This window comes from Microbulbifer maximicatervae (SeqCode) (genome assembly GCF_052467305.1).
Window position 1 is genome coordinate 1,346,910 of the sequence record NZ_CP174306.1, and the last position, 16,482, is coordinate 1,363,391.

Annotated in this window: 13 protein-coding genes; 4 read left to right on the forward strand and 9 right to left on the reverse strand. The window is 48.1% G+C overall.

Annotated features, from left to right (window positions below):
* Positions 1-44: 44 nt before the first annotated feature.
* The gene (locus ACJJI4_RS06270) at positions 45-1,007 is read right to left on the reverse strand and encodes a right-handed parallel beta-helix repeat-containing protein (protein WP_444927435.1); all 963 of its coding nucleotides are present in this window, start codon (positions 1,005-1,007) and stop codon (positions 45-47) included.
* A gap of 307 nt (positions 1,008-1,314) precedes the next feature.
* Entirely contained in the window at positions 1,315-2,265 is a 951-nt protein-coding gene (locus ACJJI4_RS06275; RefSeq protein WP_444927436.1) for a right-handed parallel beta-helix repeat-containing protein, read from the reverse strand.
* 906 nt (positions 2,266-3,171) lie between these two features.
* Between ACJJI4_RS06275 and ACJJI4_RS06280 the strand changes: the two genes are divergently transcribed.
* Entirely contained in the window at positions 3,172-5,388 is a 2,217-nt protein-coding gene (locus ACJJI4_RS06280; RefSeq protein WP_444927437.1) for a M3 family metallopeptidase, read from the forward strand.
* A gap of 326 nt (positions 5,389-5,714) precedes the next feature.
* On the opposite strand, the gene ACJJI4_RS06285 is transcribed toward ACJJI4_RS06280, so the two are convergent.
* From ACJJI4_RS06285 to ACJJI4_RS06300, 4 genes are all read right to left on the reverse strand, one after another.
* Positions 5,715-6,347 (reverse strand): GyrI-like domain-containing protein, encoded by a 633-nt coding sequence (locus ACJJI4_RS06285; protein ID WP_413665253.1) that lies wholly within the window; start codon positions 6,345-6,347, stop codon positions 5,715-5,717.
* 238 nt (positions 6,348-6,585) lie between these two features.
* The gene (locus ACJJI4_RS06290) at positions 6,586-7,047 is read right to left on the reverse strand and encodes a GNAT family N-acetyltransferase (protein ID WP_444927438.1); all 462 of its coding nucleotides are present in this window, start codon (positions 7,045-7,047) and stop codon (positions 6,586-6,588) included.
* Positions 7,048-7,250: 203 nt separating this feature from the next.
* A complete protein-coding gene (locus ACJJI4_RS06295) occupies positions 7,251-8,903 on the reverse strand; it encodes an amidohydrolase (RefSeq protein WP_444927439.1) in 1,653 nt (550 codons plus the stop codon).
* 67 nt (positions 8,904-8,970) lie between these two features.
* On the reverse strand, positions 8,971-10,137 hold the full coding sequence (locus tag ACJJI4_RS06300; RefSeq protein WP_444927440.1) for a PQQ-dependent sugar dehydrogenase: 1,167 nt from the start codon (positions 10,135-10,137) through the stop codon (positions 8,971-8,973).
* Between the two features lie 122 nt (positions 10,138-10,259).
* On the opposite strand from ACJJI4_RS06300, the gene ACJJI4_RS06305 reads away from it, so the two are divergent.
* The gene (locus tag ACJJI4_RS06305; RefSeq protein WP_444927441.1) at positions 10,260-10,466 is read left to right on the forward strand and encodes a DUF2905 domain-containing protein; all 207 of its coding nucleotides are present in this window, start codon (positions 10,260-10,262) and stop codon (positions 10,464-10,466) included.
* Positions 10,467-10,510: 44 nt separating this feature from the next.
* Here the strand turns inward: ACJJI4_RS06305 and ACJJI4_RS06310 are convergent, their stop codons facing one another.
* Together ACJJI4_RS06310 and ACJJI4_RS06315 are read right to left on the reverse strand one after the other, a co-directional pair.
* On the reverse strand, positions 10,511-11,617 hold the full coding sequence (locus ACJJI4_RS06310) for an L-dopachrome tautomerase-related protein (RefSeq protein WP_444927442.1): 1,107 nt from the start codon (positions 11,615-11,617) through the stop codon (positions 10,511-10,513).
* A 27-nt stretch (positions 11,618-11,644) separates the two neighbouring features.
* Entirely contained in the window at positions 11,645-12,379 is a 735-nt protein-coding gene (locus tag ACJJI4_RS06315) for a glycine betaine ABC transporter substrate-binding protein (protein ID WP_444927443.1), read from the reverse strand.
* 123 nt (positions 12,380-12,502) lie between these two features.
* Here ACJJI4_RS06315 and ACJJI4_RS06320 point away from each other — a divergent pair, with 123 nt between their 5' ends.
* Complete coding sequence (locus ACJJI4_RS06320) at positions 12,503-13,414, forward strand: LysR family transcriptional regulator (RefSeq protein ID WP_444927444.1); 912 nt, start codon at positions 12,503-12,505, stop codon at positions 13,412-13,414.
* Positions 13,415-13,620: 206 nt separating this feature from the next.
* On the forward strand, positions 13,621-14,154 hold the full coding sequence (locus ACJJI4_RS06325; protein ID WP_444927445.1) for an SRPBCC family protein: 534 nt from the start codon (positions 13,621-13,623) through the stop codon (positions 14,152-14,154).
* 97 nt (positions 14,155-14,251) lie between these two features.
* Here the strand turns inward: ACJJI4_RS06325 and ACJJI4_RS06330 are convergent, their stop codons facing one another.
* Complete coding sequence (locus ACJJI4_RS06330) at positions 14,252-16,423, reverse strand: TonB-dependent hemoglobin/transferrin/lactoferrin family receptor (protein WP_444927446.1); 2,172 nt, start codon at positions 16,421-16,423, stop codon at positions 14,252-14,254.
* Between the last annotated feature and the right edge of the window lie 59 nt (positions 16,424-16,482).

The following is a 16,482-nucleotide window of genomic DNA, read 5'->3' on the forward strand; positions in this document are numbered from 1 at the left end:
CCTTAGTTTAAAGGCTAATAACCCCGGCAGACGTAACTTAGGGTTTATTCAAGGCAGCTTGGCTCCGCGGATGTGAAGGTGTTGCCTGACCAAAGGTTATTGTTAACGCTACAATCCTCACTCTCAAAAAGATCTTCAAGGTCGAATAAGCCGTTTCCTGTGGCAGTGTTAAAGACAATGTTATTGCCAATGGCGTTAACACCGATAACTAATATACCGTAAGCTCCATTGTCACTACTGGTATTTTGACTGATGCCATTGTTGGATGCGGAAAATTCTAATGAAATTCCAGAAGATCCATTTTCTACTGTTATGTTATTCGAAACGGTGCATGAGCTTCCTTCAATTTCAATACCTGTATTGTCATTGTCTTGTACAATGTTCGAGACAAAGATTGAAAAATCCCCATCTAATTCGACTCCATCACCGTCGGATCCAGTAATAGTATTGCCGATTATTGTATTGGAAGTGCCGTCAACTTCCATGCCCTCGTCACCGGATAACTCAATGATGTTTTGGGAAATAAAATTAAGGTTACCATTGATATCGATTCCATCATCTGAGTCATTCCCGTCACCAAGTGTATAATTGCCTGTGACGATATTGCTATCACTGCTTACAACAATGGCATCGTCCAGTGGAAGTAATATATTGATGCCGTATACGGTATGAAGCCCACCTTCTGATAGTACTACTGCGTCGTTACAGCCATTAATTGTGCCTGTGGATAGTTCACCGGATGAGCCTGTAAGGACTATCCCGTTTGACTGATCCAGTCCGGAACAGGTAAGTGAAAATCCTGCCATATATAGGCTGCCACTTGGTCCTTGAATAGTGAGAGCTGCGCTATTTGGGTCACTGATTGAACAGGTTAGATCTTCTGTTAGTGTTGCGGGCTCTGTAATGATATCGCCGCATTCTACAGCGTTAATGCTTGGTGATAGGGAAGCACCTAGAGAAAGTAGTGCCGCGGATAGAATTTGAAGGTAATGGTTGGGGTACAACATGTCTAACTCCTTTTAACAGATTTAATAAGTGTAGATATCTTTTTATTGAGAATATTTAGCGGAGTGATTTAGGGTGTCTGTATCTTTTAATCTGTCGGATATGGTCTCTTATTGTTGAGGCGGGTTTAAGTGTCTGCTAATGTCGACAGTAAAACTATTTATTAATGGTTGTGGGTGCGCAACATTTTAATTGAATAGCGATTCTCTTTTTGGGAAAGAGAATCGCCTTAAGGTTTAAAGTGGGTTGACAAGGAGGTTGGCTATTTATAATTTCTTGAATTGCTTGCTTGTAAATTCCCTCAAGTATTTAATCTAAACAAGAGGGATCAGATGTGGTAAATGTATTGTTTTGCCAGGTATTACTGCCTGTGCAATCAAAGTCAACTGCATCAAATAAGTCGTAGGTTTGGCCCTCAGAGAAATTACCAGAAATCGTATTGTTGGTAGGTTCATCGTCCGAAATAAATATTCCATAAGTGCCATTATCAACAACGTTGTTATTGACAATACTATTGCTATCGCCTTGATCTAGGTCGATTCCCCCTTCCTCGTTATCAGTAACATTATTTAGAGAGATAGTGCCGTTGTCACTATCAATTTCAATACCGCTGCTACCATTGAAGGCGGATATGTTATTGGTGATATTTGCAAAAATACCGTCAATTTCAATGCCATCGTTTCCTGAAAAATAGACCTCGTTAAAGGTAACCGTATTGTAGTCTCCTGCAACTTCAATACCTTCGTCACCAGCATTTTCAACTAGATTGTTGTTGACTAGATTGTTATTACCCTGGATATCGATACCTTCATCGGAATCCCACCCATCTCCAGTGATTGTCATGTTGCTGACCACATTGAAATCGCTTTCGACATATACAGCATCATCACCAAAATCAGTGATAGTGACACCTGTAACAAAATGGTTACCATCCCCTCCAACAGTCACAGCATCGCCGCAACCGATTACGCTACCCCCGCTAAGCCGGGCGCCACTTTCCAGTAAAATAATACCTGTACCAAATTCATTGGTGGAACAGGTCAAGCTGTAATCTCCCATTGAAAGGCTGCCAGATGGTCCCTCAATTGCTATTGCGACAGAAAATTCATCAGCAATAGTGCAGACTAAATCGCTGTCGAGAGTGGTCGGTGTGGTTATTACGTCTCCACAGCTAACTGCCTGAGCTTGAGAGCCTGTGGCAATACCCATTGATAAGACTGCTATAGCTGTGCTAAGTGATAAAATTGATTTCTTTTGCATGAGTCTGTCCCTAACTTTTAATCAGTTGAATGAGTGGGTTAATAAAATAAAAATCCGGATTTCCGGGCTTGTTATTTGTGCCTGAAAAAGGGCACCTGCTTTTCGTTTAAATATTGCCCGACTTGTCTTGATTAGATAAATATTGTTTTGAAGTTTTGATAGTATTTTTTAATGGAAATAATTATAAAAAATTGCATAAGATGGGCAATTTCATTTGGCGCTTCTAGCTTTATTTCTGAATTTCATTGATATATATGGTAAATATTCTGATGGTTTTGCGGGTTGTCACTCATTGCATTTTCTTATGGGGAAATATTTCCAGTAATCGTGACTTTTATGTTGAAGAGGGTTTTTTGAGTAGAAGAACAGTTTCCACCTAATTATGAATGGGAATAGGTTTTTCTAAATATATTTAAATGTGTTTGTTTGTGTTGAGTTTAGGTGCGGCTTTATAGGTCGTTTACTGTTGTAAGTGAAATTTTTATTGCTGTTCCAAAAACCCTCTGATTTAAAGACTCAGTTTTAGCTGCAAGACAGCGTACTTTTATTTTCAAAAGGTAAGCAAAGGTGTGGAGTTATATTAGCTGGCTGCTGAAGGCTTTATTTATGTTGAGTTTTAAGTGAGATTCCGGCGGTGACGGAAATGCGCTGATTTTGACCGGGTAGGGGATTTGGGTCGAATTTACCGATTTGGTTACTTTAGAAAAAAGGACTACTAAGTGGCCGAAGTGCGGGCAACAGGACATCTAGACCATTTGGTCAAAACTGAAGGAAGTCGTCGTGTATTTCTTTCACTCTGTCGCAGCCCTGGCTGAGAATGGCGGTAGTATTGGCGGGCATAGGCCAACTGGGGTTAAACTCCCGCCCTTAAAACTATTACAAAGCTCTATTCTAGAGGAGATACCGATGCGTCAAACAATGATCGCACTATCCGTGGCCGCAGCTCTTGCGGTAGTGGGCGGTTGTGGTGAAAAGACACAACAGGCTGAGGTGGTCAAAGATACCGTGAATGCCGAGAAGTCCATGGCTGTTAGTCCTGAGCACGCCAGCAACATGCTATTGGCGGAGTGGACAGGTCCTTTTGGTGGTGTTCCTGCGTTTGACAAGATGAATCTTGAAGATCTCAAGCCCGCAATTGAGAAGGGTATTGAGATGAATCTGGCAGAGCTGGACGCCATCGCTGCCGATCCTGCCAAGCCTACTTTCGCCAATACTTTTGTTCCGATGGAGCGCAGTGGTGCAGAGTTGGGCCGTGCATCTTCTTATTATGGAATCTGGGCCGGCAATATGTCCTCCCCGGAATTCCGTAAGGTCCAGCGCGAACTGGCACCTCTGTGGGCTGACTACGAGTCCAAGATTTATCAGAACAAGGCCCTCTTTAAGCGCATTAAGTCTATCTATGATCAGCGTGAGTCGATGGACTTGGACGCTGAGCAGAAGCGCGTAGTCGAGTTGGTATATACCCAGTTCGCAACCAATGGCGCCACCCTTGAAGGGGAAAAGAAAGAGCGCTATGCAGAAATCAATAAGCGCTTGGCGGAACTCTATACAAAGTTCTCCAATAATGTACTGGCTGATGAGGAAGGCTACGACATCTTCCTGACTAAAGATCAGCTGGGCGGCCTGCCGGATTCCTTTGTCGCTGCTGCGGCGGCTCTGGCGGAAGAGAAGGGCGAAAAAGGTAAGTACGCGATTACCAATACCCGCTCCTCCATGGATCCCTTCCTGACGTACTCTGACAATCGCGAGCTGCGTAAGCAGATTTGGACCAATTACTACAGCCGTGGTGACAATGGTGATGAGCATGATAACAACGCTATCATCGCTGAAATCCTGAAGTTGCGCGACGAACGTGTTGGCCTGCAAGGGTTCGACAACTACGCCCAGTGGCGCCTGCGTGATCGTATGGCGAAATCGCCTGAGCGTGCCATGGAGTTGATGGAAGCGGTATGGCCGGCGGCAGTTGGTCGGGTGAAGGAAGAAGTGGCTGATATGCAGGCTGTGGCTGATGCCGAGAAAGCCAATATCACTATTGAGCCCTGGGATTACCGCTACTACGCAGAAAAAGTTCGCAAGGCCAAGTACGACCTGAACTCCGATGAAGTTAAACAGTACTTGCAGCTGGATAACCTGCGTGAAGCCATGTTCTATGTGGCTGGAGAGCTGTTCAATTTTGAGTTCACTCCAGTGAAGGAAGGCTCAGTACCGGTATTCCATGAAGATGTTAAGGTCTGGGAAGTTACCGATAAGACGAGCGGCGATCATATCGGCCTCTGGTACCTGGACCCATTTGCTCGCGCAGGTAAGCGTTCTGGAGCTTGGGCAACCATGTACCGCGATCACTCTACTTTCGATGGTAAGAAGAATGTTCTCTCTTCCAACAACTCCAACTTTATCAAGGGCGCTCCCGGTGAGCCTGTGCTGGTAAGCTGGGACGATGCAGAGACTTTCTTCCACGAGTTTGGTCATGCGCTGCACTTCCTCGCGTCCAACGTTACTTATCCGACCTTAAATGGCGGTGTGCGTGACTACACCGAGTTCCAATCTCAGCTGCTGGAGCGCTGGCTGTCTACCGATGCGGTTATCGACAATTACCTGGTGCACTACAAAACTGGTGAGCCGATTCCTGCGGATCTGGTGAAGAAGATCAAGAAGGCGGCTAAGTTCAATTCAGGTTTTGCTACTACTGAGTACCTGGCATCTGCACTGGTGGATATGAAATTCCATACTGCTGATCCTGAAGGTATCGATCCAGACAAGTTTGAACGTGAAACTTTGAAGAAGCTGGGTATGCCGGATGAACTGGTGATGCGTCACCGCTCTCCTCATTTTGGTCATATCTTCTCCGGTGAAGGCTATGCGGCCAGCTACTACGGCTACATGTGGGCCGACGTACTGACCTCCGATGCCTCTGAGGCTTTCGCCGAGTCCAAAGGCGGCTTCTACGATAAGGAAGTGGCGGCGAGACTGGTGAAATACTTGTTCGCTCCTCGCAATGCGCTGGACCCGGCAGACGCTTACCGCTCTTTCCGTGGTCGCGATGCCAATATCGAAGCGTTAATGCGCGATCGTGGCTTCCCGATCCCTGAAAAGAAAGCGAGCACGGTAGCTGTTAAGGACTAATTAGCAATAGTCCCCGTGACAAAAAAGCCGCATCCTTCGATGCGGCTTTTTTTATTGGTTTAACTTGGTCTGTGAGTATTTCAGCTGGTTTCTGATCTCACCCTCTGTGAAGTTCTTTTACTTGTTTAGCCGCAGGCGCTAATTAACTTAGCTGGAAACATTAACACCTTGAATATATTCCCGGTGTATAACTTAATAAATGGCTTTCAGAATTGGAGGGTTTCTTGATAAGAGTTAGTGTATAGCTGGTACTAAAATAGGGTTTGGGATACTGGGGGGGGATCTGATGATAAAAGTTGGTTGTGGGGGTGAAAATAAGCCATTGTTTAGCTAACCCGAAACCTTAATACGGTTTTCAATTTTTCCGGTGCAACTTTTCTTGTGTCTGAAAGATAAATTTCCTTGTGTACCTTGGATAGGCGATTTAAGCCCTGATCTTTAGCAAAAGCTTCCATTTTTTCAAAGCTGATAGGCTCATCCTCAAATCTCCCTAAGTGGAGCATTTGTACACACTTCCCCTCTAAAATAGTCTCAAAGTTAACTTGATTCAGTAATGGATTTGGTTTTTTGTTCTTAACGTAGTTAAGTATTTCCTTGAAAAAGGGTAGCTCGACAAAGTCAGGCTGACGTATCATCAGCTTATAGATTAAATCTTCTTTTTTGATCTCCCCAGAATAACTCTCTTTGGCCTTTTCATTGATGTCCCAGACTCCCTCTAATGGATAGACTGTAAAATCAAAGTATCCAGTCGGCTTCTCATCCGTTTTTTTGGGAAGCATCTTGATGGCATAAGCCAAGGAATATAGGGTGCCGATACAGTTCGTGAATGCCTCCCCGGCAGGGCTGCCTTCTCCATGAATAGTAATGTAATTAAGTTTAGGAATATCGATAACTTCAGGTTGAGTTTTAGGGAGATAGAGAGATTTTTCTTTTTTTCGCCATTCATGCTTTACTGGCATAGTATTCCCTTGGTTTTTTCTAGGTCGCTTTAAGTTTGCTGTTTATAAATACAGTATTCAAGGTGGGTGGTTTAATGTTGATGTTTGGCAGGTAAAGTTAGATTAGGCGAAAGGAAATTTTCAATTATAACTGAATGGCTTTACGACGACTTTGATTCCGGCGCGTTGGGTGATGATTGAGCGATGATTAATAGGTACAAGCCTGCCACTTTGGGTAGGCACTATGCCGCAGACAGTTTTATTGTCGTCTAATTGTAAGATCTAGTGAGAGTCGTAACATATCTTTGTGTTGGACCCCGTCTTCAATAATGGGTTGATCATAGTTGTGCAAAAAATAATCTTTAATAACAGATTCAACCCTGAAACCATGGCGTTGATAAAAGGTTAACTGGTAACCAAATGTGCCTGTGCCCAGCTCTATTCGGTGAACCCCTTTGGTGGTGAGCTCTGATAGAGAGAACTTTAACAGTTTTGATCCAATCCCTTGCTGTCGCATTTCAGGAGAAACTGAGATATTGAAAATCTCAGCGATTGCGGTATCAATTTCTTTTACTACGCATATACCTTCCACAGCGCCAGCATCAATTGCTGCGAAACACCAGGATTCAGGTAAATAGCTGTCTATTTTCTTCTTAGAGGGATCTGCTTCGAGTAGAAGATATAAAGGTGCATCGCTTACGGGTATTTGGATGTATTTCATAGCGCGGTCTATTTGTTTCTCTTTGAGGCATTAACCTATATGCGCTTTATCAATAATGTTTTCTTGTATTCACAAAAAGTAGTATAGCAATAGCGCAATACAAGGCTCTTAGTGAATTATGGGGCAGTCGTTGTTTCTGCGAATACCGATTTTCGCCGGTATTCGCGGTTTGAAGTGCGGGAAAAATGAAGGTCAGTGAATGGCTAAAGGGGTTTACGGTAGACCTGTTCTCCTTCAACCCAGGTCTCCAGAACTTGTACCTTCCAGATCTCCTGGGGAGCTATCGTAAAAATATCCTTATCCAGCAAAATAAAATCGGCGAACTTCCCGGCTTCAAGGTTGCCGATGACTTTCTCCTGATGGCTGGCATAGGCTGCATCCAGGGTAAAGGCGCGCAGGGCTTGCTCCAGAGTCATAGCTTCTTCTGCGCGCCAGCCTTTACTGGGGTCTCCCTGGCGGTCGCGGCGGGTAACTGCGGCGTGTAGACCGAAAAGCGGGTTTGCGGGTTCTACAGGGAAGTCGGAGCCTGCGGCGATGGGAGTGCCTTGTTCCAGCAGGGTCTGCCAAGCGTAGGCGCCGATCAGGCGCTCATTCCCCAGGCGGTCTCCGGCCATGTTCTTATCGCTGGTAGCGTGAGTGGGCTGCATAGAGGCAATCAGGTTGAGCCGGGCGAAGCGCGGAATATCTTCCACCTCAATAACCTGGGCGTGCTCCACGCGATGACGATAGCTAGCCTGGCTCTCTGCCTTGTTTAGGGTTTCCAAATGGTTCAGTACGATATGGTTAGCCCTGTCGCCGATCGCATGTACGTTAACCTGGAAGTTATTGTCGGTAGCCAACTTGAGCAAAGCCAACATTTTGTCTTCCGGGTAGAGCAGCAGCCCCTTTTCCTGAGGGCGGTCGTGGTAGGGCTCCAGCAGGGCAGCGCCTCGGCTTCCCAAGGCGCCATCGGCGGAAAGTTTGATGCTGCGCATATACAGCCGGTCCGAAGGCTCTCCAATATGCCCCGCCTGAAGTAACTGGGCATAGTTGTGGCTATCTACTGAAAGCATGGGGTAAATACGCAACGGGATGGCTTTCTTATTTGCCAGGTCTCGGTAGGCGTTCAGGGTCTGTTCGCTGATACCCGCATCATGCACACTGGTTAATCCCAGGGAGAGAGCGGTGGTAAATGCATTTTGTAGGTTCTTTTTCTCCTGGGCTAAAGTAGGTGCGGGTATCGCCTTGTACATCAGGCTCATAGCATTATCGATCAGGATGCCTGTCGGGTTGCCGTTTTCATCCCGTAGAATCTCACCGCCATCTGGTGATTGGGTTTCCTTGTCGATCCCCGCTAACTCCAGGGCCCTGGAATTGGCCCAACCTGCGTGGCCATCGACCCTGCGCAACCAAATTGGCTGCTTGATTTCCAATTTATCCAGTTGTTTACGGGTTGGGAAAGCTTTGTTGGGCCAGGTAACCTGGTTCCAGCCACGGCCCGATAGCCATTCGTCGGGCCCCAGATCCCGGGCGTATTTCTTGATGGCTGAGAGTGCTTGTGCAAGGGAGTGATCGCGTAAGTCCAATTCCCCGGTGAGCTGGCCCAGGCCCAGCATATGGCCGTGGGCATCAATTAGGCCTGGGAGTAGGGTTTTACCCTGCGCATCAATTCTATCGGCTGTAGGGAATTGCTTTTCCAGCTGTTGATAGCTTCCAGTTGCCAGTACCTTACCTTGATCAAAGGCTAAAGCATCGAACGTGAGTAGTTGATCATCAGTAGTTTGGTAGCCGGAAACATTGTGAATCAGCGTGGCGGACTGAACACACAGTGAGGTGGCCATAAGTAGAGTGGCGGTAAGGGGGCGGAAAAAACGCATAGATAGCTTGCCTTATAGGGCGACTTTTGAACCTCGCCCCAACTAGTCGAATATCTTAAAATTCTAGTTATTGTTTTGCTGGATCTATGCGCAGTAAACGGCCTTTGGGGCCATCGGTCAATATGTAAAGACTGCCATCCTGGCCAACTTCTGCGTCGCGTACGCGCTCCCCAATAGGTATCCTTAGCTCGCCAATGGCAGCGCCATCTTTTATCTGAATGATCCTTAAATCTTCGCTAACTAATCCGGCGGAAATAAGCCGTCCTTTCCATTCGGGGAAGGCATTGCCGGTGTAGAAGGCCAGTCCTCCAGGGGCATGGGTATCGAGCCAGGCCAGTGCGGGCGAGGTAAATTCTGGATCCTCGATTTTAAAGGCTATATTGGAACCATCCCGGTAGTCCCGACCAAAAGTGACCCTTGGCCAGCCATAGTTACTGCCAGCTTTGAGGCGGTTCAATTCATCGCCTCCAGCGGGGCCGTGTTCGGAGGACCAGATCTCTCCACTTTGTTGATCGATCACCAATCCTTGGGGGTTGCGGTGGCCAAAGCTCCAGATTTGCGGCAGGGCATCTGCTTGGTTTTTGAAAGGGTTGTCGTCGGGAATGGAACCGTCCCCATTAATACGAATAATAGAGCCGAAGTGGGTTTGTAGGTTTTGGGCCTGTTCCCTGGCAAAAATATCGAGGAATTCTTGTGGGGGATTACCGCCATCGCCAATGGTAGCCAGCAACGTTTTATCGGGTAGGAAGGCGAGCCGGGAACCGAAGTGTGCGCCGTTATTTTTACCCTGCGCGGACTTGAATATCTCTTCAAAGTTTTCCAACTTGCCGTTATTCCATTTAGCCCGACCAATGGCAAGTCGGTTGTTGTCCATATTGCCAATGGCATAACTGAAGTAGAGCATCTGGTCTTGAGGGAAGGTGGGGCTCACAGCGATATCCAGTAGGCCCCCTTGGCCAAGAAACAAGATTTCTGTTGGAAACCCGATAGGGTCCGCCAATAATTTTCCATCTTTTACAATTCTGAGTTGTCCGCTGCGCTGGGTGATAAGAAAACTTCCATCGGGCAAGTTGGTTATACCCCAAGGGTATTCAAGTGGGCCGGCGACTGAAGCAAGGGTAACCTCTTCGGCGAGTGGGATAGTGCCCCGGGAAATCAAAGGATTACCCTGGCTATTGGCAGCAGTGCTAAAAAAGATGCAGGTTGTGACAACTACACTAAGGAGGTATTTCACCACATGGCCTCTATCGATTTGTCTCGGGATTGAGCATAGATAGAGTAGTCACTGGGGAATGTCCAGGCAGTACGCCGGGGTAATTGTCAGGGCGTTAAATCACTCTGTAGGGAGGTGAATAGATGTCCCGCTGGTTGATTATCGCAGGAATAATTTTAGTGTTGGTTGGGGTGCTATTGCACTTTTCCCCAGGGTTATTCAGCTGGTTCGGGCGCTTGCCGGGAGATATTCGTGTGGGGTCGGGGCGCACCCGTTTTTACTTTCCAATTGTATCGATGATTATCGTTAGTTTGGTATTGAGTTTACTGGTGAACTTTTTTCGACGTTAATAAAAAACCGCCAGGGTAACTATCTCCTGGCGGTGAGAGGGAGTTTATGGAGTGTAGCGGAAGCGCATCAGCTTGTAGGGTGGCTTGGCATTACCAAGGCCAGAACTGAAAGCTGGATGCTGGTGAAGCTGATCCTGGGTGATATATACCCAGCCATTGCTAATAGCGAGGCTGTCAGGCCAAGAGAGTTGTTTGTCCTGTAGCAGGATTTGGTAATTGCCCTGGGTGGTCAGTCCAATGGCGTTATTCTGCAGGTCGGTAACCAGCACGCCACCTTCCGGTGCCATTGCAATGCCATCACTGGGGTTTTTGGGGCCAAATTCTTCAATTTGTGCGGTTAGTTTACTCTCGGAAATATCGGCGTCCGCCAACTGCGCAGCAGGAAGGCGGAAGATTTTATCGCCGCTGAGACTGCCAAAGTAGAGCCATTCAGACTTGTCGTCCAGGGCAATGGGATTGAGACCAAAGTGCAGGCTTTTATTCGTATCACCTTCAGTTTTAGCCGCTAGCAAAACTCCACCGATGATGAGATCCTGCTTTGGCGGCATAAATTCATTAGCGCTTTCCAGTACGCGCCGAGAGCGTCCGGTTTTCAGGTCGACGACAATAATTGCCGGTTTGGTCGCGCCGTTAAAATTACCGAAGGACATATCGGCGATGTAGATTTTTTGGCGCTTTTCATCCAGGGCAAAATCCTGCGGAAATGAATTTTCCACTAATGCTGACTTGGAAATTTCAATCTGTTGGTGCAGTTTATTATTGACGCTGTCCCAGGCGACAAGTTGGACGGGTGTATTTTCACCGCCCATATCCAAGATCCAGACGATGCCTTTGCTGTCAGAGTGAATGCCAATTACTGACCCAAAGCCCACTTCACCCTGTTCAGGCCCATCCGCCCAATCTCGATTGGGAAAGGGTTGCTTGGAGCCGTTGGCCATTACCTCGAGTACTTTTAGTTTTGGCGCATCCAGTGGGTGCATGCTGACCAGTACCCGGCCATTGGGGGTGATAGTGACTCCGGCAGCGCGGGATTCGCTGAATTCAGTGACTGCTTGCAGGGACTCCGCTTCAGCTGCGTGAGTGACACTGGTGGCTAAGCTGCCAACACCTGCAAGAGCCAGAGCGGCAAATAGTATTTTTGGGGACTTCATTGCGACTTCCTTAAATTTTACTGTGTCTCAGTTTTTGGCTTGTTTGCGCAGCGCATCTTCCAAGGCGCTGAGCTTTTTGTTGCCGATATAAAGCTGGGACAGGGCAGCCAGGGCGGCGCTGCCAATTTTCTGTTTGGCATCTTTGCGCACGATGAGCGTTGCTTCATCTTGAGTGCCGAGAAGCCCTTTGGGCTCTTTTAGTGCGCGGATGGTGTAGCGGTTGTGGAGAAATTGCGGGTGCCACAAGGGGGTCACTACCCAGCGCTCCTGCGCTACGGCGTCTTCAAAACGGTTGAAGCAGTCCGCTTCTGTTCCCGGTCGGAATTCATAACCTGCCTTATCGAGGCCATAGGCCTGGATCATTTCAGCGGAAAAGCGGCTAATACCCGCACCGGGATTGATTCCCTGGATCAGGCGATCCATACGGGTGAGGGCAGGTTCGCTGAGTAGGTCATCAACGCTGGCAATTGCATTTTCGGGCACATAATCCGGTACACCCCAGATACAGTAGGGCTCATACAGCACGGTCACTTTTTCTACCTGGTCCAGCAGGGGATCCAGGTAGACCTCGTGGCTGGAGGGCAGCCAGGCCGAAGTTAAAAGGTCGATTTCCCCGTTTTTTAGCAACTCGAAGGCCGCTTCATGGGGGGCGGACTTGAAGCTGGTTTGGTGGCCGTGAGCCTCAAGAACCTTGGCGACTTCCCGAGCGCTGGCCTCGTGGAAAGAGAGCGCAATGTGTCCGATGCGAATACTGTTATCCATACCGAAACTCCCTAGTGTAAGTTTGTGACTGTGCAGTAGTTACTGCGATAGGGGTATTGTGGTTGCTTTGATTTACCGGATAAACTGCTATTAATAGAAATCAATATTCGGTATTTCCGATCAATGCTGATAGATAATCTCAAGTTGTTCCTGCAAATTGTTGATAAAGGTAGCCTGGTCGCCGCAGCGCGGGACTCGGGCCTATCTTCCAGTAGGGTTTCCGAGCGCCTTGCGGCATTGGAGTCGCACTTCGGTGTGGTGTTATTGAATCGAACAACCCGGGCAATTAGCCTGACAGAGGAAGGGCGTACCCTGATTGAGGGTGCTAAACAGATTCTGGGCGAAGTAGATGACCTTGAAAGCCGTATTCGATCAGGAGCACAGACCCTGTCCGGTGGCATTCGCGTAAGTGCCCCCTGCGACTTGGGGCGTGCGATTGTGGCCCTGGAAATTGACCGCTTCTTACTGGATCACCCGACTATTTCTATTGAATTGCTGTTATCGGATGGTTATGTGGACATTGTCGGTCAGGGTATTGATATTGCCTTGCGTTTCGGCGCAATCACCGACAGTTCACTTCGGGTCAGGACCCTGAGCCAAAAGCAGCGCATCCTCTGCGCTTCTCCCAGCTATTTACAAGAGCGCGGCACTCCACAAAAGCCTGACGACCTGAAGGGTCACAACTGTCTGGTAATGCGTTTCGGTGAAAACCTGGATAACCACTGGCGCTTTCTCGACGGCCGCGATGGATCGGGAAGTGAGCAAACTGTGGTGGTGCGTGGTGACCGGGTGACCAATGACGGGGAACTGGCTCGCCAGTGGTGCCTGAAGGGAAGTGGCATTATTTTAAAATCGGAACTGGATGTAGGGTCGGATATTCAGGCGGGCAGGCTGGTTCGCCTGTTAGAAGAATACACTCCTCCGCCGGTACCGCTTCAAATGTTGTTCCCTCCAAGCCGGGCCCAGCCGCGCCGGGTGACGGTATTTGCAGACCGATTGGCCATGAAGTTTATGTCCACTTCTGCGAGGATTTAATCGCCCCTCTCAAGTTGATTGTTATCTTTATTTATTTTGAATTCAGGCCGTAAAGCTATGGCATTTTTTTATTCTTCTATAATTAGGTTTGTGACTTTCTAGTTCATTTATATCAGTGCCGGTATTAAGTTTTTTCGTGGTGGAGGCAGTTGATGATACTAGACATCATATATGCGGTAATTATTCTGTATGTGTTGATTTGCCTGGTGCTGTATTTTAAAGACAAGTCCTACTTCTACAAAAATACGGCCATTATACAAGCTCCACCCGAAGCCTTGTTTGATTATGTGGTAGACCTGCGAAATTGGGAAAGCAAATATCCGAACACTTTATTTGCGGAATACAATCTGGGGGGCGACAAATCCACTGTAGGTAGCGTGGCGATCGAAAAATATTGGGGGATTACTGGCTACCACGTAATGAAGCATCAATTAATAAATTATGAGCGGCCCAATAAAATTTCCTGGGAGGGGAAGACGATTTACGGTGGTGCGCTGGTTCTATTATTTTTACCAATTACTAAACACATCACGGGCCACTTCAGTTACACCATTACCGAAATGAAGGGTGGGGCAAGTCACTGGGAGAGACAGTGTTATTTTAAAATGCACTCTGCGAACCCAATTTATCAGCTAGTGTACTTGCTTTATTTGCCGTTGTTCAGGCTTGAGCTGTTAAAAGCGTTGCGGCTATACCAGGCGGAAGTGAAAGAAATGATGGAGAAGATTTACACGGATTAATTGTATTTTTTTGACGCTGCAAAATAAAAAAAGGCCGCATGGGAGTACGGCCATCAAGGGACTTATTTGCGAGATAGGAGAGTGTAAAACTCGTTAATTAAAAATCGTATCTGATTGACGCAGAGAAAGTACGCCCCGGCGCCGCATTGACAGAAAGATCGCTACCTTCATCCCAGCCTGCAACATTCAGGTAGGGAACGTAGTATTTATCCATCAGGTTGTTAACCGCCAAGTTCACAGACATGGAGTCCATTACCTGATAACCCAGGGTCCAGTCTACAGTGCCATAACCGGCAGTTTCAGTAGCGCCGTCGTTCACTTTTTCCATACGGTCTGCCCAGCGCACCAGTACCTGGCTGGAGAGTTTGGCTCCGCTGTAGCTTGCACCGACCACGCCAGAAAGTGGGCTGATGCTGGTAAGGTATTCACCGGTGGTGTCGTTTTCGCCGCGCTGGTAGCTGGCATTTGCAAACAACTCGATTGTTGGAGACAGGTACCAGCTGGCGCTCGCCTCTATACCTTTGATGGTGACAGATTCGATGTTCTGGTACTGGTACTGTTCAAATACATGGGAGAAACTGCCGTCATCACCATTTACAAATTCTTGGTGAATTAAAGTGGTTTCAAGGAAATCATCGTATTCGGTATAAAACGCTGCAGTACTGAAAGCTACCGGGCCCAGGTGCCCGCGCAGGCCGAGTTCGAAGGTGTCACTGGTTTCTGGTGACAGATCGTCGGCGGGCAGAACCTCGTAGATGTAACTGGAGGTCGGCTGCAGGTAGTGTTCGATATAGGCTAAATCGTAGGCCGGCACTTTAAAGCCCTGTCCGTATTGGGCAAAGGCGGACAGTTTCGGATTGATTCGGTACAGCGCACCCAGGTTGAAGGAAACATTGCTTTCTTCAATGGTGGCAAATGGAGTGTCATCAGACTTCAATGCACCGTTGGGGTCCATCTCGTACCAGTCGTAGCGAAGCCCCGGGGTAACGGTCAGCTGGCCATTGGCGAATGACATTTCGTCATTGATAAACAGGCCGGCGCGAGCCACTTCGTTTTCTGGGAATTTCTCGGTGGTGGAGTCCAGGGTGGAGCTACCCGCAACTTCACGATATTGGTGAACGGTACGCTCACTCTCGGTTTGTTCCAGGTCCAGACCGTAACCCAGGGTATGGGTCTCATTCAGGGTTTTGCTGGCGTTGGACAGCAGGCCGATAGTGTCCTGGCGGTAGAGGCCGGTTTCCCACATGTCGCGGATTTCGATCACACCGAACATGGGGGCGTTGATGTCCAGTTGGCCGTACTGCTCGTCTTCCTGTTCAGACTTGTTGTTGTACAAGCTGATATTTACCTGATCGTAAATCGCAGTTGGGGTCTCGCTGTGGTAGCGGAGCTGGTATGCAGTGGTCTCTTTGTCGGAAACAGATTGTTCAGCGACGATGTTGTAGCCGTAGTCGGCCAGTCCGCGGAAGTAATACAGCAGGCCATCGGCACTGTCACCGACAGTTTCCTGGTTCCAGTGGTCGATGCTGAAGCTGATAAAGTCTTCGCCACCCAGGTTGTATTTACCCTTGTACAGGATGCTCTTCGATTCAATCTCGAAGGGGTCCTGGGTTTCGTCGTAGTTCTGCTGTTCTTCACCATCGCGGAAGGTGGTGTGCAGCAGTTGCTCAAAATTGCCGGTGCGCAGGGCAAGGGTAGGGGAAACATTGTGCTGGCTGGTGATGCCGTTGTAGCCGGTCTTGATAGAGCCGCCAAACTGCTCGCCATCTTCCAGGTAGTCGGAAGCATCTTTGGTGGTGAATACTACGATACCGGCAAGGGCGTCTGAACCGTACAGGGAGGAGGCTGCGCCTTTGGCAACTTCAACCTGCTTTAGGGTGTCCACTTCAATAAAGCCGCGACCAATAATGTCGTTTTGGCCATTGGCGCCATAACCCTCGTTCACCCGCATACCGTCTTTGATAATCAGTACACGGTCACCGCCCATGCCGCGCACCAGAATATTCTGCGCGCCGCCAGCTTCACCGGTTACTTCAACACCGGGCTCGTATTGGAACAACTGGTTCATGTCATTGAGCTGAAGCTGCTCAATTTCTTCATTGGTCACCACGGAAACGCTGCCCGCAACGTCTTTCAGGGGTTTTTCTGCGCGCCCGCTGACGACGATCAGCTCGAGTTCATTGCTGGACGGAGAGGTCGGGGTCTCTGCGTACAGGTTTGAGGCGGAGGCTAAGCCCAAAATGGCTGCTGCTAGTGGGCGACGTTTCATGGTGAATTCCTTGATGTCGTTGATTCGGTCTGCTCGTTAAGGGTCTCTGGTTGCCCTTT